This is a genomic window from Veillonella magna DSM 19857, assembly GCF_000428745.1.
GTDB lineage: Bacteria > Bacillota > Negativicutes > Veillonellales > Veillonellaceae > Veillonella_A > Veillonella_A magna.
Map to the genome: position 1 here is coordinate 115877 of NZ_AUAN01000003.1, position 25559 is coordinate 141435.

At 47.2% G+C, this 25559-nt stretch carries 26 protein-coding genes; 21 read left to right on the forward strand and 5 right to left on the reverse strand.

The features are described 5' to 3' along the window. Nucleotides 1-44: 44 nt before the first annotated feature. From G344_RS0100525 to G344_RS0100590, 14 genes are all read left to right on the forward strand, one after another. A complete protein-coding gene (locus G344_RS0100525; protein WP_038154596.1) occupies nucleotides 45-698 on the forward strand; it encodes an amino acid ABC transporter permease in 654 nt (217 codons plus the stop codon). Nucleotides 699-707: 9 nt separating this feature from the next. Continuing rightward, on the forward strand, nucleotides 708-1466 hold the full coding sequence (locus tag G344_RS0100530; RefSeq protein ID WP_028254480.1) for an amino acid ABC transporter ATP-binding protein: 759 nt from the start codon (nucleotides 708-710) through the stop codon (nucleotides 1464-1466). A 126-nt stretch (nucleotides 1467-1592) separates the two neighbouring features. Continuing rightward, entirely contained in the window at nucleotides 1593-2042 is a 450-nt protein-coding gene (locus G344_RS0100535) for a universal stress protein (protein WP_038154598.1), read from the forward strand. A gap of 81 nt (nucleotides 2043-2123) precedes the next feature. Continuing rightward, on the forward strand, nucleotides 2124-3641 hold the full coding sequence (locus G344_RS0100540; RefSeq protein WP_028254482.1) for a DUF2157 domain-containing protein: 1518 nt from the start codon (nucleotides 2124-2126) through the stop codon (nucleotides 3639-3641). After that, a complete protein-coding gene (locus G344_RS0100545) occupies nucleotides 3631-4245 on the forward strand; it encodes a hypothetical protein (protein ID WP_028254483.1) in 615 nt (204 codons plus the stop codon). The genes G344_RS0100540 and G344_RS0100545 overlap by 11 nt, the downstream gene beginning before the upstream one ends. A gap of 57 nt (nucleotides 4246-4302) precedes the next feature. Then, on the forward strand, nucleotides 4303-4599 hold the full coding sequence (locus G344_RS0100550) for an ArsR/SmtB family transcription factor (RefSeq protein WP_156886119.1): 297 nt from the start codon (nucleotides 4303-4305) through the stop codon (nucleotides 4597-4599). A 209-nt stretch (nucleotides 4600-4808) separates the two neighbouring features. Continuing rightward, entirely contained in the window at nucleotides 4809-5954 is a 1146-nt protein-coding gene (locus G344_RS0100555) for an isochorismate synthase (protein ID WP_028254485.1), read from the forward strand. Continuing rightward, on the forward strand, nucleotides 5954-7624 hold the full coding sequence (gene menD / locus G344_RS0100560) for a 2-succinyl-5-enolpyruvyl-6-hydroxy-3-cyclohexene-1-carboxylic-acid synthase (RefSeq protein ID WP_028254486.1): 1671 nt from the start codon (nucleotides 5954-5956) through the stop codon (nucleotides 7622-7624). Before G344_RS0100555 ends, menD begins: the two co-directional genes overlap by 1 nt. A gap of 50 nt (nucleotides 7625-7674) precedes the next feature. Beyond that, nucleotides 7675-8520, forward strand: coding sequence for a 2-succinyl-6-hydroxy-2,4-cyclohexadiene-1-carboxylate synthase (gene menH, locus G344_RS0100565; protein ID WP_051245614.1), 846 nt, complete (start codon nucleotides 7675-7677; stop codon nucleotides 8518-8520). Nucleotides 8521-8573: 53 nt separating this feature from the next. Next, nucleotides 8574-9416 (forward strand): 1,4-dihydroxy-2-naphthoyl-CoA synthase, encoded by an 843-nt coding sequence (menB, locus tag G344_RS0100570; RefSeq protein ID WP_028254488.1) that lies wholly within the window; start codon nucleotides 8574-8576, stop codon nucleotides 9414-9416. A gap of 15 nt (nucleotides 9417-9431) precedes the next feature. Next, nucleotides 9432-10880: an o-succinylbenzoate--CoA ligase gene (gene menE / locus G344_RS0100575; protein WP_028254489.1), complete on the forward strand. Its 1449-nt coding sequence runs from the start codon at nucleotides 9432-9434 to the stop codon at nucleotides 10878-10880. Beyond that, on the forward strand, nucleotides 10877-12082 hold the full coding sequence (menC, locus tag G344_RS0100580) for an o-succinylbenzoate synthase (protein WP_244869473.1): 1206 nt from the start codon (nucleotides 10877-10879) through the stop codon (nucleotides 12080-12082). Before menE ends, menC begins: the two co-directional genes overlap by 4 nt. A gap of 20 nt (nucleotides 12083-12102) precedes the next feature. Next, on the forward strand, nucleotides 12103-12477 hold the full coding sequence (locus G344_RS0100585) for a PaaI family thioesterase (RefSeq protein WP_028254491.1): 375 nt from the start codon (nucleotides 12103-12105) through the stop codon (nucleotides 12475-12477). Between the two features lie 37 nt (nucleotides 12478-12514). Then, complete coding sequence (locus G344_RS0100590) at nucleotides 12515-14449, forward strand: OPT family oligopeptide transporter (protein WP_028254492.1); 1935 nt, start codon at nucleotides 12515-12517, stop codon at nucleotides 14447-14449. 84 nt (nucleotides 14450-14533) lie between these two features. Here the strand turns inward: G344_RS0100590 and G344_RS0100595 are convergent, their stop codons facing one another. Beyond that, on the reverse strand, nucleotides 14534-15511 hold the full coding sequence (locus tag G344_RS0100595; protein ID WP_028254493.1) for an AEC family transporter: 978 nt from the start codon (nucleotides 15509-15511) through the stop codon (nucleotides 14534-14536). Nucleotides 15512-15902: 391 nt separating this feature from the next. Between G344_RS0100595 and modA the strand changes: the two genes are divergently transcribed. The 3 genes from modA (at nucleotide 15903) to G344_RS0100610 (ending at nucleotide 18215) form a co-directional block, all read left to right on the forward strand. After that, on the forward strand, nucleotides 15903-16694 hold the full coding sequence (gene modA / locus G344_RS0100600) for a molybdate ABC transporter substrate-binding protein (RefSeq protein WP_028254494.1): 792 nt from the start codon (nucleotides 15903-15905) through the stop codon (nucleotides 16692-16694). Nucleotides 16695-16731: 37 nt separating this feature from the next. Continuing rightward, nucleotides 16732-17394: a molybdate ABC transporter permease subunit gene (gene modB / locus G344_RS0100605; RefSeq protein WP_028254495.1), complete on the forward strand. Its 663-nt coding sequence runs from the start codon at nucleotides 16732-16734 to the stop codon at nucleotides 17392-17394. 194 nt (nucleotides 17395-17588) lie between these two features. After that, nucleotides 17589-18215, forward strand: a complete 627-nt coding sequence (locus G344_RS0100610) for an ATP-binding cassette domain-containing protein (protein ID WP_028254496.1) — start codon at nucleotides 17589-17591, stop codon at nucleotides 18213-18215. 158 nt (nucleotides 18216-18373) lie between these two features. Here the strand turns inward: G344_RS0100610 and rbr are convergent, their stop codons facing one another. Next, nucleotides 18374-18922 carry a rubrerythrin gene (gene rbr / locus G344_RS0100615; protein ID WP_028254497.1) on the reverse strand — a complete coding sequence of 183 codons (549 nt, stop codon included), beginning with the start codon at nucleotides 18920-18922 and terminating at the stop codon, nucleotides 18374-18376. Between the two features lie 644 nt (nucleotides 18923-19566). Between rbr and G344_RS0100620 the strand changes: the two genes are divergently transcribed. Genes G344_RS0100620 through G344_RS10355 form a run of 4 tightly spaced genes read left to right on the forward strand, consistent with a single transcriptional unit; the run spans nucleotide 19567 to nucleotide 21737 of the window. Continuing rightward, on the forward strand, nucleotides 19567-19773 hold the full coding sequence (locus G344_RS0100620; protein WP_028254498.1) for a DUF951 domain-containing protein: 207 nt from the start codon (nucleotides 19567-19569) through the stop codon (nucleotides 19771-19773). A gap of 15 nt (nucleotides 19774-19788) precedes the next feature. After that, a complete protein-coding gene (gene selD / locus G344_RS0100625; protein WP_028254499.1) occupies nucleotides 19789-20817 on the forward strand; it encodes a selenide, water dikinase SelD in 1029 nt (342 codons plus the stop codon). Then, a complete protein-coding gene (gene yedF / locus G344_RS0100630) occupies nucleotides 20807-21433 on the forward strand; it encodes a sulfurtransferase-like selenium metabolism protein YedF (protein ID WP_038154600.1) in 627 nt (208 codons plus the stop codon). The genes selD and yedF overlap by 11 nt, the downstream gene beginning before the upstream one ends. A gap of 22 nt (nucleotides 21434-21455) precedes the next feature. Further along, nucleotides 21456-21737 carry a putative Se/S carrier protein gene (locus G344_RS10355; RefSeq protein WP_038154602.1) on the forward strand — a complete coding sequence of 94 codons (282 nt, stop codon included), beginning with the start codon at nucleotides 21456-21458 and terminating at the stop codon, nucleotides 21735-21737. 142 nt (nucleotides 21738-21879) lie between these two features. On the opposite strand, the gene ychF is transcribed toward G344_RS10355, so the two are convergent. From ychF to G344_RS0100650, 3 genes are all read right to left on the reverse strand, one after another. Further along, nucleotides 21880-22986, reverse strand: a complete 1107-nt coding sequence (ychF, locus tag G344_RS0100640) for a redox-regulated ATPase YchF (protein WP_028254501.1) — start codon at nucleotides 22984-22986, stop codon at nucleotides 21880-21882. A gap of 72 nt (nucleotides 22987-23058) precedes the next feature. Continuing rightward, nucleotides 23059-24033 (reverse strand): diaminopimelate dehydrogenase, encoded by a 975-nt coding sequence (locus G344_RS0100645; RefSeq protein WP_028254502.1) that lies wholly within the window; start codon nucleotides 24031-24033, stop codon nucleotides 23059-23061. Between the two features lie 118 nt (nucleotides 24034-24151). Further along, on the reverse strand, nucleotides 24152-25384 hold the full coding sequence (locus tag G344_RS0100650; protein ID WP_028254503.1) for an LL-diaminopimelate aminotransferase: 1233 nt from the start codon (nucleotides 25382-25384) through the stop codon (nucleotides 24152-24154). Nucleotides 25385-25559: the final 175 nt, after the last annotated feature.

Below are 25559 nucleotides of genomic sequence, written 5' to 3' on the forward strand. Positions count from 1 at the left end.
AGGGAGGCATAGTCCTCCCTATGTTTCATGTAGAGGAGGTTATCATGGATTATTTACTTCATATCGTTCCGATTATTTCCGAAGGATTGGAAGTAACGGTTTCGTTATTCTTTGTGGTGTTGGTGCTATCGTTGCCATCCGGTATTTTACTGGCTATGCTTCGGTTGTCACCGCTGACGATTGTACGTCGTATCGTTGAGTTTTATGTGTACATCATGCGTGGCACGCCGCTTATGCTTCAGATCTTATTTATTTATTACGGCTTGCCTTTTATTCCTTACATCGGTGTACAGTTAGATGCACCGACGGCGGCAGTGATTTCCTTCGTATTAAACTATGCGGCCTATTTGTGTGAAATTTTCCGCGGCGGTATTCAATCAATTCCGAAAGGGCAATACGAAGGAGCCAAGGTGTTGGGCTTTACCTATGCGCAGACCATGCGTAAAATTATTTTGCCGCAGGTGATTAAGCGCGTGTTGCCACCGCTGGCTAACGAAACGATTAACTTGCTCAAGGATACATCTTTGGTGTATATTTTGGCGATGAACGATGTACTCCGCATCACTCGCGGTATTGTGCAGCGTGATTTTGATACGTCGGCCTTCATCGTGGCCGGGGTCTTTTACTTGATCATGACCTTTGTTTTGACGAATATCTTTAATTACTTAGAAAAACGGTATGCCGTATATGATGAATAGGAGGGCACTATGAGCTTTATTGAAATGAAACATATTGAGAAGAGCTTTGACGGCACACCTGTTCTGAAGGATGTGTCACTGGAAATGGAAAAGGGGGAAGTCGTGGCGATGATCGGACCGTCCGGTTCCGGTAAATCCACGTTTCTTCGCTGCTTGGGGCAGTTGGAAATTATCGACGGCGGTTCTATTTGTGTAGACGGTACCTATCTGGCCAAGAGCGAAGGCACGGCTAAGGCGGTGTACGCGGATAAGGCAACGCAGCAACAATTGCTTTTGCGCATGGGAATGGTATTTCAGCAATTTAATCTGTTTCCGCACATGACGGTGTTGGATAATATTTTGATTGCACCGAAGATGGTAAAGGGCATGAAGGAGGCAGATATTCTGCCGACGGCGGAACGGCTTCTTAAAAAAGTAGGCTTGTGGGACAAACGGGATGTGTATCCGTCGCGTTTATCCGGTGGTCAAAAGCAACGTGTGGCAATTGCGCGGGCATTGGCGATGAATCCGGACATTATGCTCTTTGACGAACCGACATCGGCTCTCGACCCGGAGCTGACCGGCGAGGTATTGCGCACGATCAAACAACTGGCGGAAGAACACATGACGATGATTATTGTCACCCATGAGATGGCGTTTGCTCGGGAAGTAGCAGACCGCGTTATCTTTATGGCTGATGGCATCATCCAAGAAGAGGGGCCCGCAGAAGAGGTATTCGGTGCTCCGAAATCGCCGCGTACGAAAGCTTTCTTGGATTCTATGCTGTAGGTTTAAAAAGAAAATGAAAAATTTTTTATAAAAAAGAAGGAGTTCATAGGCACGGCAAAGAAATAAATAATATAAAGATTACATGTACAGATACTGGATGGAGTATCCGTTATGGGAGGGATTTATATGACGGTAGAATACAAAACGATTGTTGTTCCGGCAGATGGTTCGGAAAACTCAAAGCGTGCGTTGCAGCATGCCGTATCCATTGCGGAACGCAATAAGGCGCAGCTTGTTGTTGTTCATGTAGCTAACATCGTGTCGGCTATTTCCAATTTTGACCAGACTCCGATCAGCGGTGGCTATGTATCCGAACAAATCGCGGAAGACATGGAAGAAACGGGCAAGGAAATCCTTAACGATGTAGTGAAGGAAGTGCCGGCGGATGTAACGGTGAAGAGCGTATTCGAAGTAGGTTCACCGGGACCGGCTGTGCTTGCTGTGGCAAAGAAATTCAATGCCGATCTTATCGTCATGGGTAGCCGTGGCCTCGGCCCATTGAAAGGCTTATTCATGGGTAGTGTAAGTAGCTATGTAACGAGCCACTCCACATGTCCGGTATTGGTTGTTAAATAAGTATGACGGCAGCTGAAGGCTTTGCTCGTAAGAGCAAAGCCTTTTTTGGAATTATGGGGACAGGTGAGAAAGGAGCGAGCGATGGATACAAAAATACTGCAATGGTTGCGTAGCCGAGTGCCGGAATGGGAAGCAAACGGTTGGCTCAGTGAAGAGGGGGCCCGCGAGATTAGGTATCGGTATTTGGCGGCGCCTATCACCAAGGGGCCGTCTATGACGCGTTTGTTGGTGCTCGCCATGGGATCTATATTGGTAGGCATGGGAATATTTTTGCTCTTTGCCGGGTATTGGTACGGATTTTCACCGAATGGGCGCTTCGATTGGAGCCTGGTTATAGTGGTGCTGTCTTTATTGGCACTGGGGATTGCCGTAGGACATGCCAAGCGCGGCGGCGCGCTTGCGGAAGGAGCAACATTACTTTTTATGGGCGCGCTTAGTGTGTCGACGTTTCTCATGGCCGATACATACTATACCGGCGAAGCGGTGGGCATCTATGTGCTGATGGTGTTAATGCTTAGTTTGCCGGTTATCTATATCATGGAATCCGGTATCGGCATGATCGTGTATTTATTGGGTGCCCTGGTATGGAGTGTGTCGTCGCATGCGGTGGCAGTTCATGCGGAACCTATCGTGCTGTGGGGGCTGTTGGCATTGGGCGTGCCCTTCTATTGGCATACGATTCAGCGATACAAGGAAAGACACTTTCTCTTGCTGTGGTTGTCGTGGGCATATATGGCAGCTGCGTTGGGAGCCTTGTTTTTCGTCATTGAGTCATATAATCTGTCGCTGGCTTTGGTACTTGTCGGTGCCTTTGCCAACGGCACGTTTGCCATGGGAAGTCTTTCGCGGAGCAAGGGCATTTGGACATTGCCGTTTCGCGGAATCGGAGCATTGGGACTTTTATATGTAGTCGTGTGCGGCACCTTGCTCAGCACTTGGCAAACGGAAGCGGTGATTACCCCCGGATGGTTTACAGGATTGCTTGCCGTAGTGGGACTGGGCGCTACGCTATATTTGGAACGGCGCTTGTTACAGGCACGGTTGGTGACGGAATCGATCATCGGGCTGTGCCCGCTAGTCTTGGCCGGCATCAGTGGAGCCGTTCACGGCGGAGTGTCTCCTTTTATGGCGTCCGCAATCTTTAATGTGTATATCATCTTTTTAGCCATCATCATGTGTATACGCGGCACGGTAGAAAAACGGGTAGGTCTTTTTAACGGTTGTGTCGTGATGTGCATTGCCATGATGGGGGCGCGATTCTTCGATCCGGCCTTTACCTTTGTAGAGCGGGGCATTGTATTTTTACTGGTAGGCTTGGCTGTGTTCGGCATTAATGCATTTTATATGTGGCGTAAGCATTTACAGGTACAGCAAGGGAGTCGGCAAACGAACCGACAAACAAATCGGCAAGCAAACCTACAAACAAATCGAATCGGTACAGATGGAAAAGAAAAGACATTGCCGCAACGTGAAGCTGATGACAATACATCTTCGGTTGTGCCGCTGCGCATGACTAAAGGAGAAGGACATCGTATGCTGCGAGAGCCTAAGCGTGAGGAAAGCGAAGCAACGAAGGGAGGCGAAGACCATGAAGTATAGAAAATGGATTGTCTTTGCCTTGGTGGCCATCGGTGCCATTGTGTCGCAATTCTTCGTGCAACAACGGTATACAAGCCTACTTCAGGTAGGCAGTGAATATCAGTGGCCGGTGTCTATCAGTCGAAGAGCAAGTTGGATTCCATCCGACTATTTGCATGTTACTTTTTTGGGTGCCCAAGGCCCGTGGATGGGAGAGCGGGCACCGGTGGAGCAGCAAGAAGCTTATGTTGTGGTAGTGCCCAAGCCCAGCGGATTACTTACGGTTAAGGAAGTTACACCCAATCGACCGGATAGCGGCGAATACATATTGGCTCGTATTACGCGTTATGAAAACGGTATCGCAGAATTTCAGATTCCCTTTGATCGCGTTAAGGTGGATCTCAGTAAAGTGAATCCGCAATTTTATAAAGGCTATAAGGGCACGCTGTTGGCAACGCTAAAAGTGAAAGATGGTCACGGTGTGGTGACGGGTGTTTACTCGAAAGGTGTATCCATCGAGATAGCAAAGCCCGGCAGCATTGAAGAGCAGGAACGAGATAGTCGCATACCCTTGGAAGAGTTGGGAAACGGTGACGGCAAGATAACGCCGCCCGTAGAAGAGTAGCGGAAGACGGAGTATTGGGTATATAATAGTACCGATACTAATTAGAGGAGTGACATGATGGACCTGCGTACAGAAGAAATAGATTATTTGCAATTAGCCGAGTTGTTTAAGGTGCTCGGCGATCCTACACGATTGCGCATCGTGCAGCTGTTGCTTGCGAAGGAGATGTGCGTATCCGATATTGCCGATGCCATGGATATGGGACAGTCTGCCATTTCCCATCAACTGCGCGTGCTCAGACAAGCGCGGCTTGTCACCTTTCGCAAGGAAGGCAAGACGGCATGGTACAGCTTGAACGATGATCATGTGACGGTATTGCTCGAACAAGGCATCGAGCATGTATCACATCAATAGACGAGTAACGTGTTATTATATGAGGGGCTGCTTTGTTCATTGCATGGACTATGAACAGAGCAGTCCTTTTTGCCGTCCTTTTTTAGAAGACAGGTTGCGGTTTTTGGTTGGTGATTACGGGGTGGGAGTGCTATAATAAGATGTTGTATAATAACACAGTTAGGTAACCGAATGAGTGGGGCCGCTGCGGCGGTCATGTGAGGATCTACATGAATTACAATACAATGACATTACAACTGACAGACCCTTTATCCTTTTGGCGTCACTTTGATGGCCGGGAACGGGTCTTTTGGTATGATACACAGAAGCAGCGTTTGATTATCGGTGCCGATCGTCGTGCGGTGCTGCAAACGGAAGCTGATAGTAAGGCGTATCCGTACATATTTTACGGGCGTACCTTTTTTGAGACGGCCCGCGGTGATCTGTGGCGAGATATGGGCAATGAAATGATTGCGTTCTCCCATTATTACATAGCCGATGCCGACGGTGAGCGCTATATGTATGCGGATATACCGGAAACGATTGACGATGACCGAACGATACTTCGCACACATCACTATGAGGAACGTACCGATGACTACGAAGCTTGGCAACGATTGTTTACGGCTATTACATCGGCGATTCAAGACGGGCGCATTACTAAAGCTGTAGCCTCCCGCGAGGTGCACTTGGTGGGCGATGAGGATTTTGATGAATGCAGTATTCTCCATCGTCTCGTCAGCAATAATCCGGGATGCTTTATTTTTGGCTACCACAAAGAGGGACGTACCTTCTTGGGGGCATCGCCGGAAATTTTGGTGCAAAAGGAAGGCTCCTGTATTACCAGCTATGCTTTGGCCGGTACAATCGGTAAAACGGCAGAGAATCGCGAGGCGCAGGGACAGCGGTTGCTGCATGATGATAAGAATGTGCGAGAACATGGTATCGTGGTGCGCATGATTACGGAATCTATGCAGCGCTTGGCTTCTTCGGTAACAGCGGGGCCGATGGAATTGATGGAGTTGAAAAATCTGTTTCACCTGCGTACCTTGGTGACTGCTGAGGACAGCGAGCACAGCTTGTTGGACTGGGGCGGCGTGCTGCATCCGACGCCGGCTATGGGCGGTCAACCGCGGGATGTTTCTCTGAAATTACTCAAGGAGTATGAAGGTCATGAACGCGGACTGTATGCATCCCCGCTGGGCATGTGGGACAGCAAAGGCGACGGCGTATTGGCCGTAGGCATTCGATCGGCCCTTGTTAAAGGCAAGCATATGTATGCGTATGCGGGCTGCGGCATTGTGGACGGATCCGAGTGCGATGAAGAATATACGGAAACGAAGACAAAGCTGAGAACGATAGTGGAGGCCCTGTAATGAATGAGTATTTAGCGTCTGCCGTAGATGAGCTGTATCTGTTAGGCGTTAGGGATGTTGTATTCAGTCCCGGCTCTCGGTCTACGGCCTTGGCAATTTTGTTTACGGCGTATAAGAAATTTTCTACATATATGAATTTGGACGAACGGTCCGCCGGCTTTTTTGCCCTCGGGTTAGCCAAGGCATCACGGCGTCCGGTGGTGTTGGTTTGTACCTCCGGTTCCGCCGGTGCCCATTATTTACCGGCGCTGGCAGAGGCGAAGCACAGTCGCGTACCGCTTATCGTCATTACGGCGGATCGTTCGGCGGAATTACGAGCCGTGGGAGCGCCGCAGACGATGAAGCAGGCAAATTTGTTCGGTGAGTTCGTTGCTTACTACGAAGAACTGGCGGCCCCCACAGAAAGTACGCCGAACGTGTATCCGCGAACGGTGATTCAAAAAGCCATGCTGGCTGCTACAAATGTGGCCCCGGCACCGGTGCATATTAATGTTCCCGTCAGCGAACCGTTGATGCCGGATACAGATGAATCACATTTTACTATGGGACGCAGCCAGCGCGGATTTCGTATTATACCGGGCCAGATGACAGCGGCGTTGCCGGAAATTCCCGTAGGTCGGCGCGGTTTATTTTTATGCGGGCCCGATTATCGGGGGGATAGCTATGCGGCTGACATAGTGAAGCTGGCCGAAGCATGGCAGGTGCCCATATTGGCGGATCCGCTGTCACCGGTGCGGCGCTTTACACATTCGCACATTATAGACAGCTATGATGCGTTCTTATCGTCTGATGAGGTAAAGGCCGATATAAAACCGGATTTTGTGGTGCTGTTCGGACAGATTCCCGTATCAAAACGGGTCCAGCAGTTTATGCGTCTTCACAATGATATACTATGCATGCAGGTGGATCCGGCAGTGGAGTATCGCAATGCGGCCTTGACTACGAATGTAGTGGTGCGCAGCGATGTAGCTTTGTTTTGTCGTGAGGCATTAGCGCAAATGCTGCCTACGGATGTAACGGAAGCAACGGCGTACACGGCTCGTTGGCAAGAGTATCAACGACGAATGCGTACGCAACTATCTACCGTAGCGTCGGAGCCGTTCCTTTTTGAAGGGCGCATCATTAGCTTGCTCCAGAAACAGATGCCCAAGGATAGTCGCTTGTTGGCAGCGAATAGTATGACCATTCGCGACATGGATTACTTCTGGATAGCCGGTTCGGAGGATGTAGAACTATTGGGCAATCGCGGCGTTAACGGAATTGATGGTACGGTGTCGACGGCGTTGGGAATAGCGGCGGCCGGTAAACGCACCGTTATGGTTACCGGTGACTTATCGTTTCTACATGATATGAACGGTCTTATCATGGGGAAAACGCATCGGATTCCGTTGGTAATCGTTCTGTTCAATAATGATGGGGGCGGTATTTTTGAATATCTGCCGCAGCGGGAATCACCGCACTTTGATTATTTGTTTGCTACGCCGCACGGGCTTGATTTCAGCGGCTTGGCACAGCTTACAGGTTTGCGGTATTGTAAGGCGGAGTCGTATGAAGCATTTAATCGCACGTTGGCGGAAGCGTTAAGCGGCGATGATATATATTTGATTGAAGTGCCCACCGATCGGGCACGCAGTAGAGAGTTACATAGAAAGTATACGGTGATGCGATGAGTCATGAACTTTATACGAGTGAAGCTTTAATAGGAGATGATTACGAGGCAATGGCACTGGAGGAATCGTTGCGCGAAGGACAGGGAACCTGTATCGGCATAGACAGTAAGGAATATTATGTGCATATGCATGGTGATAAGCACGGCGTGCCGCTGATTTGTTTTCACGGTTTTGGCGAGGATGGACGCACTTGGGATCAACTGACATTGCCCGGTTTCCGTATCTATGCCATTGATATGATGGGGCATGGTAAGACTTCGGTACCGTGGAGTCCGGCATCGTACGATTCGGATATTATATTGGATGATTTACAATTTCTTTGTACAGTCATCAGCCGGAGAAAGCCTTTCGTACTATTAGGTTACTCTATGGGCGGCCGCCTGGCTTTACAAATGGCATTGGAGTATCCCGACTTGCCCTATCGTGCGTTGATTCTCGAGTCGGCGTCGCCCGGTATTAAGGATAGACATGATCGACTGCAACGGTGCATAAAAGATGCGGGATTGGCGGCTAGGATAGAGTCGCATGGGGCAATATGGTTTGCGAACTACTGGGAAAAGTTACCTATCTTTGAAACGCAACGCCATTTGCCACCGTCCGTACAGGCGGCTATTAGGCAACGCCGTTGTGAGGTATCGCCGCACGGCCTTGCCGGCATGCTTCGCGGCGCAGGGCAGGGAATGTTCCTTTATGCAGGCAATAAGTTGGATAGACTGAAGATGCCTACTCTTTATATCAGCGGAGAGCTGGATGAAAAATATGATACGATTCGGCGCGAGGTGTATGCGCAGTGGCTAAATATTACGACAACGTCTGTTGCCGGTGCGGGGCATAATGTGCATGTAGAAAAGCCGGAGGAGTTTGCCGAGATTGTCGGCTTATTCTTAGGCTGTTAACACAATTACTATCTTTCATATAAATATGACAGAATGTATAAGGAGGTCATGGTATGAGCAAATTTAACTGGCAAGTATTGGACAGAGGGTATGAGGATGTTATTTATGAAACCTATAATGGCATTGCTAAAATTACCATTAATCGTCCGGAAGTACGCAATGCGTTCCGCCCTAAAACAGTAGTGGAACTGATTGATGCGTTTACGGTAGCCCGCGATGATGCGGAAGTAGGTGTTATTATTCTGACCGGTGCCAACCATGGACAGGGTGAGGATAAGGAAGCGTTCTGCTCCGGCGGTGACCAACGCGTTCGCGGTAATGGCGGTTATGTCGGTGAAGACCGTATTCCTCGTTTGAACGTGCTCGATTTACAGCATTTAATTCGCATTACGCCGAAACCGGTTATTGCTATGGTTAACGGCTATGCAATCGGTGGCGGTCATGTGCTTCACATCGTATGTGACTTGACCATTGCTTCGGAAAATGCGAAGTTCGGGCAAACCGGTCCGCGTGTAGGATCCTTTGATGCCGGTTACGGTGCCGGTTACTTGGCTCGTTTGGTAGGTCATAAAAAGGCTCGCGAAATTTGGTTCCTTTGCCGCCAATACACGGCACAGCAGGCATTGGACATGGGGCTTGTCAATACGGTGGTACCTTTCGATAAGTTAGAAGAAGAAACGGTGAAATGGTGTGAAGAAATTTTACAGCTTTCCCCGATGGCGTTACGTTTCTTGAAGGCATCCTTTAATGCCGATACGGACGGTTTGGCAGGTTTGCAGCAGCTCGGCGGTGACGCAACCCTTCTTTACTACACAACGGATGAAGCCAAGGAAGGCCGCGACGCATTTAAGGAAAAACGCAAACCGGACTTCAAGCAATTCCCGAAATTCCCTTGATGGTGAGGTGCAGTCATGGAATGGCTTCGACGATGGGCGGTTGAACGGCCGTCGGCACTCTTTTTAAATGAGTGGACCTATGGTGATGTGTACGAAGCGACGATAGCGGTGGCTACCTACTTGCAAGAGGCATTGGATGGGCAGCGGCGTGTGGCACTTCGGGCAGAAAACTCCGTTGCTATGGCGGTCACTTTATTTGCGGCGCTGTTGTGCGGTAAGGAAGTGCTGACGATAAATACACATTTGACGGCGGGCGAGGTGGCGGATCAGATGCAAACGTTAGAGATTACCAGCTTGCTAACCGTAGCCGGGGATGTCCCGTGGAATGGAATCGAGGACATTTCAGCAATGGGACTTCATAGTTTACATATAACCGTGCCGACACGCTCATCAAAAGCGGCAGAGAAACGCGATGCGTTAACGGCAGCCGGCGGTAAAGCGGTGATGCCGAATTCACCGGCAAACACGTCCTTTTGTTGGCGACCGGATGATACGGCAATAGCGGTGATTATGAATACCAGTGCGACTACGGGACGCTTCAAATCGGTACCTATTCGTTGGGGACAGATTCGCGCGCATGTAGCGGCATCGGTGGAGGTTATCGGTGTCGAAGCCGAGGATAACTGGCTTGTTGTGTTACCGATGTTTCATGTGTCGGGATTGTCCATTATACTTCGTACCCTTTACAATGGTACGGCGGCCACGATTATGCGCAAGTATGAAGAAGGTCCGGTACTGAAGGCTATCGGCGAAGGCAAGGTGAATATGATTTCCTTGGTGCCTACGATTTTACAGCGAATTATTGAAGCCGTGCCGGCACATGGTTTGCGGATGATTCTCTTAGGCGGTGAATTTATTCCTCAGCCTTTGATTAAGCGGTGCTTGGAAAAACGATTACCCGTATATAAAACATACGGTATGACGGAAAGCTTTGCACAAAGTGCGACTTTTAATATTTTAGCGTATCCTCATAAATTGGCGGCGGTGGGTAAGCCTTTGCCGGGCGTAACAATTACCGTTAAGAATCAGGACAGCCACGGTGTCGGTGACATATGGATACAGTCGCCAATGTTGATGACGGGGTATTTGGGAAAGAAACCATTATCGCCGGAAGGTCTTAATACCGATGATATCGGTTATATTGATGAGGATGGCTTTTTATATTTGTTAAATCGCCGCAAGGATATTATCATCTCCGGCGGAGAAAATATTTATCCTAAAGAATTGGAAGATACCTTATATGAACTGGACGGCTTGGAAGAATGTGCGGTCATACCGGTAGCAGACGCACATTGGGGGCAGGTACCGGCATTGTTTTATGCCGGTACGGTAGCACCGGAGGCAGTACGTGATTTTTTGGCAAACCGTTTGGCGCGGTATAAGTTGCCGAAGTACATACGACAGATTGCGAGTCTGCCGAAAAATGCATCCGGTAAAGTACTGCGAGGCGAGCTACACCTATGAAGGAAAGCGATAATGTGCGGTTCTTTGCCGCATCGGCAGGGAACGATGACAATGGCGGCGCATCTGCCCCGATGACGGTGCAGGTTGCCCGGGTGACTATACGACACGTTGTGCTGCCGATGAAATTTGCCTTTGTCACGGCAAAAGGGAGGCTGGCGCAGCGCGACACTTTATGTGTGACAGTTACCGATAACACAGGACTTACGGGCTATGGTGAGATAGTGGCTTTTACGACACCGTTTTATACGGCGGAAACGCTGGATACGGCGTGGTCACTGTGCACCGAGTGCATCGGTCCGCGCTTAGTGGGGTACCGTATAACGAATCCGGAACAGGTAGCCGACGATATAGTGCGATTAATCGGTAGCGACGCCTATCCAATGACAACGGCGGGCGTTGAAAATGCGCTGTTGGATCTATACTATAGGAAGTTGGGTCAGCCTATGGTAAGCACCTTTTTCGGTGAGCCTCTTACGCCGATGATTGTGTCGGGGGTTGTCATCGGAGACATGGCGCTGGATGACATGTTGGCAAAGGTGAGACGAGAAGTTGAGAAGGGATGTAAACGTATTAAATTGAAGATTAATCCATCGGATGCGGTAGAACGAGTGAGCTTGGTGCGCCGCACTTTTCCGGAGATTACATTGGCAGCGGATGCGAATCGCAGCTTTCATGTCAGTGAATGGCCGTTGATACAGGCACTGGCACCGTATAAGCTGGCGTGTGTTGAAGAACCGCTGGATGCGGATGTGTCGGTGCTGGGAAAATTGCGGCAAGATACGCCGTCAAGCACACCTATTTGCCTTGATGAAAGCGTGCAATCCATGGATGATTTACGACGGGCACACCGTGCAGGTGCCTTGGACGTGCTCAATGTTAAAATCGGTCGTCTCGGCGGCTTAGTACGGGCGAAGGAAATCATTCACTATTGCCGGAGGCAGCATATCGCCTATTGGATTGGAAGTATGGTAGAAAGCGGAATATCTAAGTGGCTGCATGTACAGTTGGCAGCATTACCGGATACGTATATGGCCGGCGATTTGTCGGATTCCGCCAGGTATTTTGAAAAGGATGTGATATGTCCGGATATCGCATTCAGTGAAGGATCTATGCAGGTGCCTACAGGTATAGGCTCGGGGGCCGTTGTGGATGAAGCTGTGCTGAATCAGTATACGCAGCGGCAGGTAACTTTTACGCCATGAAAAAGAGAGGAGCGAGACCGATGAAGTCGTTAGTAGAGCAGCTTACTATTGAATATGTGCGCTGTACGGAAACGGGATTGGAAAGTCGTATGAAACTGGGTCCCTTCCATGCACAGCCGTTCGGTTATTTGAACGGCGGCGCCACGATTGCATTCTGCGAAGCTATCGCCGGTATGGCCTCAAATGAGATTGAAAGAGGAGAGTATCTGGGGGTGGGACAGTCCGTTACGGCACATCATGTGCGACCTAAAAAGGCGGAAGGGACTGTTACCGCAATCGGAGAACTGTTGCATCGCGGTAAGCGCAGTCATGTATGGTCTATTCGCGTCGTTGACGAGGAGGATCGATTGATCTCGCAGGTTACGGTTGTAAACGCCCTGATTGCAGCGAACTAACTCAGTGTTACGGTCGATGTGAATTGGAGGTTTTTTTATGGCTACCGAAGAGGTAAAAACAGAGCTTCACGAGCCAATTATGTCGCCTCAAAAGGAATACGTGGAAATCAACGGCTACGTTGTATTTTGGGGCTTGTTTTATGCTGCTTTGTTTGCGTTGGCAGTAGGGTATTTATGTCTTAAAATCGGTCAGACCGTCGATGCGTTTGCACCGGTATCGGTATTGGCTATGGGCATGGCGGTTATGTTCAAACGCAAAAATGCATTCCCGGAAACGGTGCATATCCAAGCCATTGCCAGCTCCGGCACAAATGTGTTGTGCGGGGCCATGTTTATTTTGCCGGCTATTTATATTTTGAAAATGCCGAGCTTATCCTTCTTCCAGATGATTGTGCCGATTATTCTCGGCGGTCTTTTGGGTGTGTTCCTGTCCGTTATGTTCCGGCGGTATTTCTGTGAAGAAATGAATTCCGTATATCCGTTCCCGGCCGGTCGTGCCGCTGCAGAAGTATTGAGCAGCTCTGAAGGCAGTAAGGCAAAGCTGATGATTGTCAGCGGTACCTTGGCTATGGCATACGACTTTGTATTGAACAGCTTAGGATGGTGGAAGGAAGGGATTTCTTCGGCTGCTTTTTCCTGGGGACAGGTACTGGAAGATAAATTAAAGCTGAGCTTCGGTCTTGATAGTGATGCGGCCTTGCTCGGTATCGGGTACTTTACGGGGCTGCGTTACGCAGCTATTATTGCGGCCGGTTCCTTCTTCTCCTGGTTTGTATGCGTACCGATCGTATACTACTTAGGTGGTACGCATCCGATGGTGATTGATGGTCAGACGGTGATGTTGGCGGATGCACCGGTACGTGCCGTATTCAGCAACTATGTACGTCATGTAGGTATCGGTATGCTGGCTATGGCCGGGGTCATCGGTCTTTTGACAATGGCCGGTGTAGTTAAGGATGTTGTCGTTCGTGCGTTAAAAGATATTTTTACGCCGAATAAGACGGTGCAGGTAGAAATCTTGCGCACGCAGCGCGATTTACCGATGTCCGTATTGGCATTAGGTATTATTGCTACTGTCGTTTTATTTGCTATTTTCTTCCATATTTATTACGCGCAAACTTTCTTACAGACGATTTTGGCCTTCCTTATCGTTTTGATTTTGGGATTCCTGTTGTCTGTAGTAGGTATTAGTTCTATCGCTTTTACCGGTAACGAACCGGTATCGGGGATGACCATCTTTATGATTATTCTCTCGGCGGTAGTATTGGCTTCTACCGGTATGACCGGTGATGTCGGTATCATTGCAATCTTAATGATGGCGGCGTTCCTGGGTACCACTATCGGTGTAGCCGGTAACTTTATGTCGGAATTGAAGGTAGCCTACTTGGTAGGTGCTACGCCGAAACGCATGCAGCTGTGGCAGTTGGTAGGTGTTATCGTATCTGCTGTTGTGTCCGTAGGCGTATTGCTCTTGTTAAATCATGCATATGGATTTACCGGTCCGGATGCATTGCCGGCACCGCAGGCAAATGCGATGGCAGCTATTGTTCAGCCGCTTATGTCCGGCGGCAGCGCTCATTGGCCGTTGTATATGGCCGGTGCTCTTTTCGCCGTTGTACTCTGGATGATTGGTGTGCCGCCGTTGGCTTTTGCCCTTGGTAGTTACTTGCCAATGGAAATCAACTTACCGGTCTTGGTAGGTGGATTGATTTCTCATTTGGTATCTCACAGCAGTGATGACAAGGATACTAATGAATTGCGCCTCAGTGAAGGCAGCACCATTGCATCCGGCTTTGTAGCCGGCGGTGCTATCGGTAGTTTAATCAGTGCGGTATTGCGTATCGCCGGTATCGACTGGTTTGCTAAGGCATGGCATGCTACCCAAGGTGCTACGTATTTGGGCATCGTAATGTACTTAGTACTTTGCGTGTTCATGTATAAGGTAGCGGTAAAGGTAAAAGCTAAGTTATAATAACAAAAATAGCCCTCTCCCACTAGGAGGCTCGGTCTTGCGAAGAGCCTCTGCGTGGGAGAGGGTTATTTTTGTTATATTCTCTTATACCGGAAAAAGGTAATAGGCAAAGAGTATGGCCAGTGGCATGGTGACGGCCGAGAAGAGGGTGGTGGCCATGACGATTTGCGTAGCCAACTCCGGATGATTTTTCATTTCAAAGGCGATGAGGGCCGTGTTTACCGCGGAAGGTACGCTATAGCTAATGATGATAGCCTGGGCAGAGATAGGATGCACCGGTGAATAGAGGGTGATAAACAAGAGCATCAAGGTGGCAGCAATAATCGGACCGCCGATGAGGCGTAAGGCCGTAGCGACCATAACGTCTTTCTTTATAAAATTCAAAGGAGTGCGACTCATTTGTACACCTAAGGTCATCATAGCCATACCAACGAAGGCATGAGAGAAGATGCTCAGCGGTGACCAAACCATAAGAGTGGTAAGATCGTAGGGAATCCAGCGAGCCAGAACAGCAGCGGGGGCTACATATAGCACCGGCATATGAAAGACCATGCGCAATGCATCGCGTTTAGTCAGTACGCCGACACCGGCTTGATAAAAGCCCAGCGTATTACAGCTGATGGTTTGGATGATAAAAGAAGCAATAATGGCGACGATGCCTACTTCCACATAAGGTGTTTTGCCGTTGACGATGTACGGTACATTGGAAAATACAAAGGTGGCAATGGCAATCCCTATATTGCCTCCATTGTTAAACATGGTAGCATTGCGGATGATCTGGGTTTTCTTCAAATCATAGCCCAGCAGTTTACTGACGCCGACGCCTACATAACTGTTGCTGATTAAGATGAGCAGGGCACAGAAGAAAATTTCGATACTTTCCGTTGTTAAATGAGCCGTGTAAATTTGAGTGAACACGTAGGTAGGTAAGAGAATAAAAAAATTCAGCTTACTTAAGGTACGTAAATCCAATGTAAATAATTTATCCAATATAAAGCCGGCGAACACCATGATGAGAATCGGCATAACGCTGGTCCAAAAAATATGTATAAACAGTTCCATACATGACTTCCTTCCTAAGAGAGGGACAACCTCCGTTAATTCTATACCTACACTTGCTATTTATACTATATCACAGTGAAGTAAGAATAAAAATATATTAATTTCCTATAGCCGGTATGAAAATATGTACTGCCTACATTCTTTAGTGAGATACTATCATAATGTAGTACCCATAGAAAAGAGAATGCATATAGCCTGTGATTAGCAAAGATAATTAACTGACAATTTATGCCTATGTGATGAATGAGACGTGCGGAACTGCGTGTTTTGTAGTAATATGGATATGAACAGAAAAATATATATTGTGCTCTGCTTTTAGAAAGACTGCGATGGCGTATATGATATGGTGATGAGCGGAGCATCAGAGTCGATACGATAAGGAGGTAGTGAGATGAATAAGAAATGGTTGGGGGTAGCATTAAGTGCGTTGTTATTGGTAACGGCCGGTTGCGGGCAAAGCGATGATACAAAAAAAGCGGATGTTTCAAAAGAAACTATTACGGTGTCGGCAGCAGCCAGCATGCAGGCAGCTATGAATGAGCTGAAGGATGATTACGTGAAGGCACATCATTTGGATGCTTCCCAGATCGCAATTAATTACGGCGGTTCCGGTACGCTGCGGCAGCAAATAGAGCAGGGGGCACCTACATCCATTTTTATTTCTGCTAACGAAAGTAATATGAGGCTGTTACAAGATAAGAATTTGGTGGAAAAGGTAAAGCCTTTGACGGCGAACTCATTGGTACTTATCGTTCCCAAAGGTAAGCAGGCCTATAAAATCAGTGATTTAGGAAATGTAAATCGCTTGGCTATCGGCACGGTTGAAACGGTACCGGCCGGTAAGTATGCAGAAGAAAGTCTTAAAAAATTAGGTGTATGGGAACAAGTACAGCCTAAGCTGGTATATGCGAAGGATGTAAAAGCAGTAACCGCTTATGTTGCGGAAGCAACAGCGGATGCAGGATTTGTATATAAGACGGATGCCATGGCTTCCAAGGATCGCGTTGCCATTACCGATACGGCGCCGGCAGACAGTCACAAGCCGATTATCTATCCTATTGCGTTAGTAACAAAGAACGAAAACCAATTGGCTAAGGATTTTTATGCGTATCTGACCAGTGCCGAAGCACAACAGATTTTACAGAAGTACGGATTTACCAGTGTACCGAATGCAGCAAAATAAATGCATAGCGGTAGCTAGCAAGGAGTAGTTATAAGCTATGAGTCCATTATGGTTGTCGCTGGAGGTTGCTCTCCTGGCATTAGTACATATTATCGTAGTGGGCCTGCTGCTGAATTATATATTGAAGCGGTATGATGTGAAAGGCAAGGCACTCATCGATTCGGTGTTGACCTTGCCTTTAGTTTTGCCGCCGGTAGTAGTGGGCTTTGCGTTGTTAGTTATTTTTTCCCCCGGCGGAGCCTTTGGTGCGTGGCTGCAGTCCATAGGAATACAGGTGGTATTCAGCAAAATGGGGGCTGTATTGGCATCATCGATCATCGGCTTTCCATTATTTTATCAGACAGTGCGGGCAGCGCTAAGTTCGATTGATCCCGCTGTAGAAGATGTGGCTCGTACCTTGGGTGCTTCGGAACTGCGGATTTTCTTTACTATTTCTATTCCCTTGGCTTGGAAGGGAATTGTGACGGGGGCTATTTTGGCATTTAGTCGAGCATTGGGGGAATTCGGTGCGACGATTTTAATTGCCGGTAATATTCCGGGGCTTACACGGACCATGCCGCTGGCTATTTATTCTTTAGTGGAAGTAGGCGATTACAGCGGAGCCTTTGCTATTGTCGTTTATATCTGCGCGCTTACGCTGGGTTTGTTGTGGAGTGTACATCTTATTACCAAGGGCGGTTTATTCGGACAGCGGCGCTGATATAATTGTTCTGATCGTTTTGAAGTGAGCATTTTGGGCGTTAGTGTTATTGGTGTTAGTATTATTGGTGTTAGTATTACTAGTGTTAGTATTATTAGTGTTACTATTTTTAGTAGTGTTGCTGTTTTGAGCGCTAGTCGTTTTAAAGTTAACGGTGCGACGTTGAAGGATGAAGAAATAAGGAGCGATGGAGTTTGATATCTTTTGCAATAACAGTGCAGCGCCCAACGCTGTTAATACAGGCAGAGGGCGTATTGGATACCGGGATTACTACACTAACCGGTTCTTCGGGAAGTGGCAAGTCTACCATCATCAAATCGCTGGCCGGTTTGGTACGCCCTATTACGGGATGTATTATCCGCAATGATGAGGTATGGGTGGATACGACAAAGAATATTTTTCTGGCTCCGCAGCAACGCTTTGTAGGTTATATGCCTCAGGGAAATATTGTTTTTCCACACATGTCGGTATATCACAATATTACCTATAGCAAACGCGGTGATGAAGCGTTACTATCCCATATTATGAATCGCTTGGGACTTGGTAAGTACAAAGATATAAAGGCAGGCACATTATCGGGCGGTGAGCAACAGAGGGTAGCATTAGGGCGTGCTCTATATGCTAAGCCGGTAATACTGCTTTTGGATGAACCGTTGTCGGCATTAGATTGGAATTTGCGGGAACAGGTACGCCGGGATTTGGTAGATATAATCGGTGAATGGCAGATCCCCTGCTTATGGGTTACTCATGATAAAAATGAAGCTGATGAGGTAGGACAACAGCGATGGCATTGTGAGGCAGGGCAGTTATATACAGAATAAATAGAATGAGAAGCTCATAGATATGAAAAAGACCGACGATGGAAAACCACCGTCGGTCTTTTAGTATGCACTTGCATACATGTAATGCCACTTGGCTATATTGTTATATAGTATTGCAACCTTGCGTTCACTATAATCAAGCTACTTAGTAGTTAGAATTAGAGAAGAACGTCGCTATGCTGAGAGAAGTAAGCCTGCGGATGAGCACATACCGGGCAAACCTGCGGAGCTTCGTTACCTACATGAATGTAACCGCAGTTAGCGCAAATCCAAGCAACCGGCTGTTCGCGTTTGAACACTTTACCGCCGTTTACATAGCTAAGAAGATCGTTGTAGCGTTCTTCATGACGAGCTTCGATGTTACCAACCTGTTCGAAGAGGTAAGCGATTTTAGCAAAGCCTTCTTCTTTAGCTACTTTAGCGAATTCCGGATACATTGTAGTGTGTTCGTAGTTTTCACCGGCAGCAGCGTCTTTCAAGTTAACAGCTACGTCAGCGTTAACGTCGCCACCCTGGAGAAGTTTGAACCAGATTTTAGCATGAGCGCTTTCGTTCAAAGCGGTTTCTTCGAAGTAATCAGCGATTTTGTTCAAGCCTGCTTTACGAGCTGCAGCAGCATAATACGTGTATTTACGGTTAGCCTGGGATTCACCAGCAAATGCAGCCTGTAAGTTCTGTTCAGTTTTAGTTCCTTTTAATTCTGACATGATAATCTCTCCTTTATGCACTCACATAAACAACAATACATACAAACTTTTAGAATGTAGCAAACAATTCAAATTAATGAATAATCATTGTTGATTACATTATAGGACATAGAAATGAGAAAAGCAAGTCTTTTTTATCGAATTTTATAAATTTATTTTAAAATGATAATGCTTATCAATGTAGAGTTTATCTATGTTTTGGGAATACGTGATAGTAAGATGATGTGCTATGCTCTAACTTTATTAAATGAGAATTAATATCATATTAAAGAATTCTCTATTGATAATTAACGGAATATATTCTTTATATACCATTCAATAAGGTAACTAAACACGCTTTATAATAAGATAACCTACGTTACCGTAACCCGGTTTGTACCGGCGTAGATTAGGAAATCAAAAAGATAAGCGAAAGGATATACTTGTAACAAGTAAATTATGTCGAGTAGCCGGACGAAGCAGATTATGACAAGAAAGGCGGAGCAGAGTAAGATAAGAAAGATGAAGTAGATTATACCAAGAAAGGTGAAGCGGATACTATCAAAAGAGATGAAGCGGGTAAAGGCGTATTGAATTTTGCATAGGGAAAATAAGAGTGTTACAATAAGAAAGTAATAAGGTAGCGTATCGTGTAGGAGGCAGTTATGGCATTTGTTAGATATTATGTAGGCGATATAGTAAAAATGAAGAAGACGCATCCCTGTGGCAGCGATGAATGGGAAGTGCGACGTATTGGGGTAGATTTTACTATGGTGTGTCGAGGCTGCGGTCACCAAGTTATGATCGCTCGTCCTAAATTTGAAAAGGCGGTAAAAAAGATTGTGTCTCGCGGACCGGATGCCAAAGAGTAAGAAAGGAAGTGCGACATGGTTAAGCTTACGACCTATGCAGCCAAGGGAGGTTGTGCCTGTAAGATAGGGCCGCATATATTGGCAGGTGTGTTACAGCAAGTTCGGGTACCGACGAATGAACATGTGCTGGTAGACATGAAAGGGGCTGATGATGCCGGCGTGTATCGCTTGACGGATGATGCGGCATTAGTACAGACCCTGGATTTTTTTACGCCCATCGTAGATGATCCTCGTACCTTCGGGCGCATTGCGGCGGCAAATAGCGTCAGTGATATTTATGCTATGGGAGGACGGCCGTTGACAGCGATGAATATTGTAGGTTTTCCCGTGCCTTTGGTAGAGCAAGGTGTATTGACGGAAGTGTTAAACGGGGCGGCGGATATTCTGGAGTCTGCCGGGATTGCAGTGGTAGGCGGACACAGCATTGAAAACGAAACGCCTATTTTTGGTTTGTCTGTTACCGGAGTGATTCATCCCGACAAGGTATGGAAGAATAGCGGTGCTAAGGTTGGCGATGCATTGATTTTGACTAAGCCTATAGGCACAGGCATTATGAGCACTGCTTTAAAAGGCGGCGTCTTTGAGAACGGCACGCAAGAGGCGGCAAACAGTATGTTTACACTTAATAAAGCAGCGGCAGAAACGGCACAACACTTTACGGTACATGCTTGCACGGATGTGACCGGATTCAGTCTTATGGGACATGGGCGCGAGATGGCGGACGGTAGTGATGTGTCTATTGTTATCAACACAGCGCAGCTGCCTTTGTTTACGGATACGGTGGAAGCGGCATCTATGGGATTGGTGCCGGCGGCAACGTATGGAAATCGTAAAGCCGTATCGGGCATTTGCTTTGCAGAAAACGTAGATGAAGTATGGAGCGATATATGCTTTGACCCGCAGACATCCGGTGGATTGCTGTTGGCGGTGCCGCCGGAGGAAGCCGATGATTTAGTGAAGGCCATGCATGAGGCAGGTGTAATTGCAGCAACGCGTATCGGTGAAGTAGTAACGAAAGGAGATTGCGCAGTATATGTCAAGTAAAGAAGTAGTAGTGGACGTACGGGGAAAATTATGTCCGGTTCCCGTTATTGAAAGTAAAAAAGCTATGGATGCTTCTCCGGAAGCGGTGATTGTTACCGTCGTAGATAATGAAGTCAGCCGAGATAATGTAATTAAGTTGGGGAAATCTAAAAAGTATGCGGTAGGTATCCAGCAACGCGGGAGTGCTTACTATATTCGAATGACGCCGCCGGGTAATGATATAGTGGCAAATCAGACAGAATCGACGGCTACAGTACATGAGAAAAAAGAAATTCCCGAAGTAGGCGGTCGTGTTCTTTTGATGACTAAGGACTATCTTGGTGAAGGCAGCGAAGAGTTGGGACGCTCCTTGATGAAGACATTCTGGTTTTGCTTGACGGAAGCTGATGTAAAACCGAAAAAGATTTTCTTCATTAACAGCGGCGTTAAAATGGTTGCGGAAGGATCGGAACACTTGGAAAATCTGCAGGCTTTGGCGGATGCAGGTGTAGAGATTGCGGCCTGCGGTATCTGTCTTGATTTTTATGGCTTGAAGGAGTCTGTTAAGGTTGGCACCATTACTAACATGTATGTTATTTCCGATTCGATGATGACGGAAGCCATGGTCACTTTGTAGGCTAAAGGATTAGGAACACGCAATGGATACTTTGATTATGTTCACCAGTTATTATTTTGCTACTAAAGCAGAGACACTTTTCAAAGAAAAGGGACTGGTGATGAAGCTGATTCCTACACCACCGCAGTTACACCATGCATGTGGCTTGTGTATTTTGCTAAAGCGAGTAGATTTGCGAACGGCTTTAGGGTACATGCGAGATAATGGTATATCGCATTCCGGGGTATATAGCTACGGTGGATCGGCGAAAGATTGTGTAAAGCTATCGGCAGATGAATTGTTCGGTGAATCGCTTAGGGGATAAGTGAGCAGAAAATCATTGCCTAAGATGAGTCAGTAGAGATTATATAAAATTTTATAAAACGATGTAAAAAGACCATCAGTTTTGCAAATGCAAAGCCGATGGCCTTTTTGTTACGGTAATTTACTTGTGGATAGTATTCTGTTTATACATTAAAACGGAAGTAGGTTACATCGCCGTCTTTCATGACATAGTCTTTGCCTTCTAAGCGAACAAGACCTTTTTCTTTGGCTGCATTTTGACTGCCGCAGGCAATGAGGTCATCATAGGCAACAATTTCTGCACGTATAAATCCTTTTTCTATATCGGAGTGAATTTTGCCGGCAGCTTGCGGCGCCTTAGTGCCGTCTACGATCGTCCAGGCACGCGCTTCCATTTCACCGGCTGTAAAAAAGTTAATCAAACCGAGCAAACTGTAGCTGGCTTTAATGAGCTTATCAAGACCACTTTCGGTTACGCCTAAATCTTCGAGGAAGGCTTTGGCTTCTTCGTCGGAGAGCTCGGCGATTTCCGATTCGATACGTGCCGACACGACAACGACACCGGAACCTTCCTTAGCTGCGTATTCTTGTACACGCTTAACGTAGTCGTTACCGGAATAATCAGACACTTCATCTTCGGAAATGTTAGCTACATACAAGGATTTCTTGGCCGTTAAGAGAGTTAACTCCTTGAGCATATCCAGTTCTTCTTCTTCAAGACCAAGCGCACGCACCGGAATAGCTTCGCTAAGTGCAGCAGCTACTTTTTCTAATACCGGCAATTCGGCACGAGCTGCTTTATCACCGCTTTTGGCAATCTTTTCAATACGTTGCTGACGTTTTTCGACACTGTCCAAATCGGCCAGACATAATTCGGTATTGATAATTTCAATATCACGAATCGGATCGATAGAGCCGGATACATGTGTGATGTTAGGATCATCAAAGCAACGAATTACTTGGGCAATCGCATCTACCTGACGAATGTGACTGAGAAATTTGTTGCCCAACCCTTCGCCTTTGGAAGCTCCGGCAACGAGACCGGCAATGTCTACGAAGCGCATTGCGGCAGGGACAATTTTTTTTGACTTAAACATTTCAGCCAAGACGTTAATGCGTTCGTCCGGCACATCAACGACGCCTACATTTGGTTCGATGGTACAGAACGGATAGTTAGCTGCTTCCGCTCCGGCTTTTGTAATAGCATTGAATAGGGTACTCTTACCGACGTTCGGCAAGCCTACAATACCTACTTCTAAATTTGTACTCATGTGTTCACCTCAAAATCATAGCGCACCTATTTTCATAGATGCGCTGTAACCATAATTTATTTTATTATAGCATTATAAATAGTGAGCACGCAATTCTTCTTCCGTTTTCGGCGACAACCATGCCGGCGGAATATCGAATACAGTGAAGGCACCGCGACCACCGTGACTGGCCAAACGATAGAGGCCGCGGGCGAAGGCGGTTAAGACAGAACCGGTGAATTCCGGATTACTGTCAAGCTGTAAAGAAAATTCATAAATATGTTTAGTTCCTTCTGTGGTTTCACCGCTGCGGATGACGAAGCCACCATGAGGAATGCCTTTGTGATTGGCATCGAGTTCTTCTTGGGAAATGAAGTTAACCGTTGTATGATAGCCTTCAAAGTAGTTCGGCATCGTTTTGATTTCTTTTTCGATAGCTGCTTTGTCGGCACCATCTTCTACGACTACGTAGCATTCGCGATCATGGGAAGAGGTGGCAGTTACTTCCGGCGTTTCACCATTGCGGATTGCGTCGATGATTTCTTTCTTCGGCACCGTATACTGGCGAGCATCTACAACACCTTTGATGCGACGAATGGCATCGGAGTGACCTTGGCTTACGCCGCGACCCCAGAAGGTGTAGGATTCTCCGTGCGGCAATACGCTTTCGCCGTACACACGCTGCAAGGAGAACATACCCGGATCCCAGCCGCAGGAAATGAGACCGGCTTTACCGGAGGCAAGGGCTGCTTTTTTTACATTCTCGAAGTGTTCCGGAATGCGGGCGTGGGTATCGAAGCTGTCGATAACGTTAAAGTATTTTACAACTTCCGGTGTCTGCTCGATAAGGTCTGTAGCGGAACCGCCGCACAATACCATGACATCGATTTTACCTTGAAAATCGGCGAGCTGATCCATCGTGTAGGTGGCTACACCGCTGTTGGTGGTGAGACCGGAACGACGAGAGAATACACCGATAAGTTCCATATCCGGCTGACGACCTACAGCTGCTTCTACACCGCGACCGAGGTTACCATAGCCTACGATACCAATTCTGATTTTGTTCATAGAGATACATCTCCTTTAAAATTTTTTGACTATACTTTGTAAAGAATATATTTAAATGGGCCCGCCGTAATAGGCGGGCCCGCATTTATAACGAGTGCGTTACCGCCGAGATGTTATCTTATTTAAAAGACAACGTCTTGATGCGTTCGATAGCGCGTAATGTATTTTCGCGACTACCGAATGCGGTAAGGCGTAAATAGCCTTCACCGGATGGACCGAAACCGGAACCCGGCGTGCTTACGATGTGAACTTTTTCTAATAAGAGATCAAAGAGATCCCAGCTGGTCATGCCGGCCGGAGCTTTTAGCCAAATGTACGGTGCATCTACACCACCGAATACGGTAAGCCCAATGCTTTCGAGACCTTCACGAATGATGCGGGCATTTTCTTTGTAGTAGGCGATGTTCTCGCGCGTCTGTTTGTAACCATCTTCGGTATATACTGCTTCGGCAGCACGCTGAATGATATACGGCACGCCATTGAACTTGGTGCACTGACGGCGGTTCCACATAGGATTAAGCTGTTTGCGTTCGCCATCTTTAGTACGGGCAGTCACTTCCTTAGGAACAATGGTGTAAGCGCAACGAGTGCCCGTAAAGCCGGCCGTCTTGGAGAAAGAACGGAATTCGATGGCTACTTCGCGAGCGCCTTCGATTTCGTAAATGCTGTGAACGGTGTCTTCACTGGAAATGAATGCTTCGTATGCGGAGTCAAACATGAGGATAGCATCGTTTTGTTTACACCAGTCAACCCATTCTTTTAGGCGGGCACGGCTGAGTACGGTTCCTGTAGGATTGTTAGGGCAGCAAAGATATACAATATCAACGCGTTCTTTCGGAAAGTCCGGAGAGAAGTTATTTTCTGCCGTCGTCGGCAAATATACAACTTTTTCGAAGATGCCGTCAATAGCTTTACCGGTACGGCCGCTCATGACATTACTGTCTAAGTACACCGGATACACAGGGTCGGTAATGGCTACGATGTTGTCTTCGGCAAACAATTCTTGAATGTTACCTACGTCGGATTTAGCGCCATCGGAGATGAATACTTCATCGAGGGCAATAGTGATGCCCAACGGTGCATAGTCTTTTTCTACTACCGCTTTGCGCAAAAATTCATAGCCCTGCTCCGGACCGTAGCCACGGAAGGTTTCAGTATTGCCCATTTCGTCAACGGCTTTGTGAAGAGCGTCGATTACAGCCGGTACAAGCGGCAGTGTTACGTCGCCGATGCCAAGTCGAATGATGTCGGCATCGGGATGTGCCTTCTGAAACTCTTCTACTTTGCGTGCAATGTTCGCAAAGAGGAAGGAACCTTGCAGGTTAAAATAGTTTTCATTTACGGTTGCCATAGGATAAATCCCCCTCAATTCTCATTCAGTAATGGTGATGCATGCCGATAAGTTCATCGGAAAAATTGCCATTGCAGCATGCAATCGATTCATGTATGACTGTATTCATAGTATATAGAATATAGTCCGTTTCGAAAATTATTTTACTATAGAATTTATAAGGAATGCAATAAAT

Coding starts and splice junctions, on each gene's coding strand:
- G344_RS0100620 (WP_028254498.1), top strand. CDS start 19,567: ATGGCATTTGTTAGATATTATGTAGGCGATATAGTAAAAATGAAGAAG.
- G344_RS0100555 (WP_028254485.1), top strand. CDS start 4,809: ATGAATTACAATACAATGACATTACAACTGACAGACCCTTTATCCTTT.
- G344_RS0100585 (WP_028254491.1), top strand. CDS start 12,103: ATGAAGTCGTTAGTAGAGCAGCTTACTATTGAATATGTGCGCTGTACG.
- G344_RS0100525 (WP_038154596.1), top strand. CDS start 45: ATGGATTATTTACTTCATATCGTTCCGATTATTTCCGAAGGATTGGAA.
- G344_RS0100650 (WP_028254503.1), bottom strand. CDS start 25,384: ATGGCAACCGTAAATGAAAACTATTTTAACCTGCAAGGTTCCTTCCTC.
- G344_RS0100545 (WP_028254483.1), top strand. CDS start 3,631: ATGAAGTATAGAAAATGGATTGTCTTTGCCTTGGTGGCCATCGGTGCC.
- G344_RS10355 (WP_038154602.1), top strand. CDS start 21,456: ATGGATACTTTGATTATGTTCACCAGTTATTATTTTGCTACTAAAGCA.
- menH (WP_051245614.1), top strand. CDS start 7,675: ATGGCACTGGAGGAATCGTTGCGCGAAGGACAGGGAACCTGTATCGGC.
- rbr (WP_028254497.1), bottom strand. CDS start 18,922: ATGTCAGAATTAAAAGGAACTAAAACTGAACAGAACTTACAGGCTGCA.
- menB (WP_028254488.1), top strand. CDS start 8,574: ATGAGCAAATTTAACTGGCAAGTATTGGACAGAGGGTATGAGGATGTT.
- modA (WP_028254494.1), top strand. CDS start 15,903: ATGAATAAGAAATGGTTGGGGGTAGCATTAAGTGCGTTGTTATTGGTA.
- G344_RS0100530 (WP_028254480.1), top strand. CDS start 708: ATGAGCTTTATTGAAATGAAACATATTGAGAAGAGCTTTGACGGCACA.
- modB (WP_028254495.1), top strand. CDS start 16,732: ATGAGTCCATTATGGTTGTCGCTGGAGGTTGCTCTCCTGGCATTAGTA.
- G344_RS0100595 (WP_028254493.1), bottom strand. CDS start 15,511: ATGGAACTGTTTATACATATTTTTTGGACCAGCGTTATGCCGATTCTC.
- G344_RS0100590 (WP_028254492.1), top strand. CDS start 12,515: ATGGCTACCGAAGAGGTAAAAACAGAGCTTCACGAGCCAATTATGTCG.
- menD (WP_028254486.1), top strand. CDS start 5,954: ATGAATGAGTATTTAGCGTCTGCCGTAGATGAGCTGTATCTGTTAGGC.
- G344_RS0100550 (WP_156886119.1), top strand. CDS start 4,303: ATGGACCTGCGTACAGAAGAAATAGATTATTTGCAATTAGCCGAGTTG.
- G344_RS0100645 (WP_028254502.1), bottom strand. CDS start 24,033: ATGAACAAAATCAGAATTGGTATCGTAGGCTATGGTAACCTCGGTCGC.
- G344_RS0100540 (WP_028254482.1), top strand. CDS start 2,124: ATGGATACAAAAATACTGCAATGGTTGCGTAGCCGAGTGCCGGAATGG.
- G344_RS0100535 (WP_038154598.1), top strand. CDS start 1,593: ATGACGGTAGAATACAAAACGATTGTTGTTCCGGCAGATGGTTCGGAA.
- selD (WP_028254499.1), top strand. CDS start 19,789: ATGGTTAAGCTTACGACCTATGCAGCCAAGGGAGGTTGTGCCTGTAAG.
- menE (WP_028254489.1), top strand. CDS start 9,432: ATGGAATGGCTTCGACGATGGGCGGTTGAACGGCCGTCGGCACTCTTT.
- yedF (WP_038154600.1), top strand. CDS start 20,807: ATGTCAAGTAAAGAAGTAGTAGTGGACGTACGGGGAAAATTATGTCCG.
- menC (WP_244869473.1), top strand. CDS start 10,877: ATGAAGGAAAGCGATAATGTGCGGTTCTTTGCCGCATCGGCAGGGAAC.
- ychF (WP_028254501.1), bottom strand. CDS start 22,986: ATGAGTACAAATTTAGAAGTAGGTATTGTAGGCTTGCCGAACGTCGGT.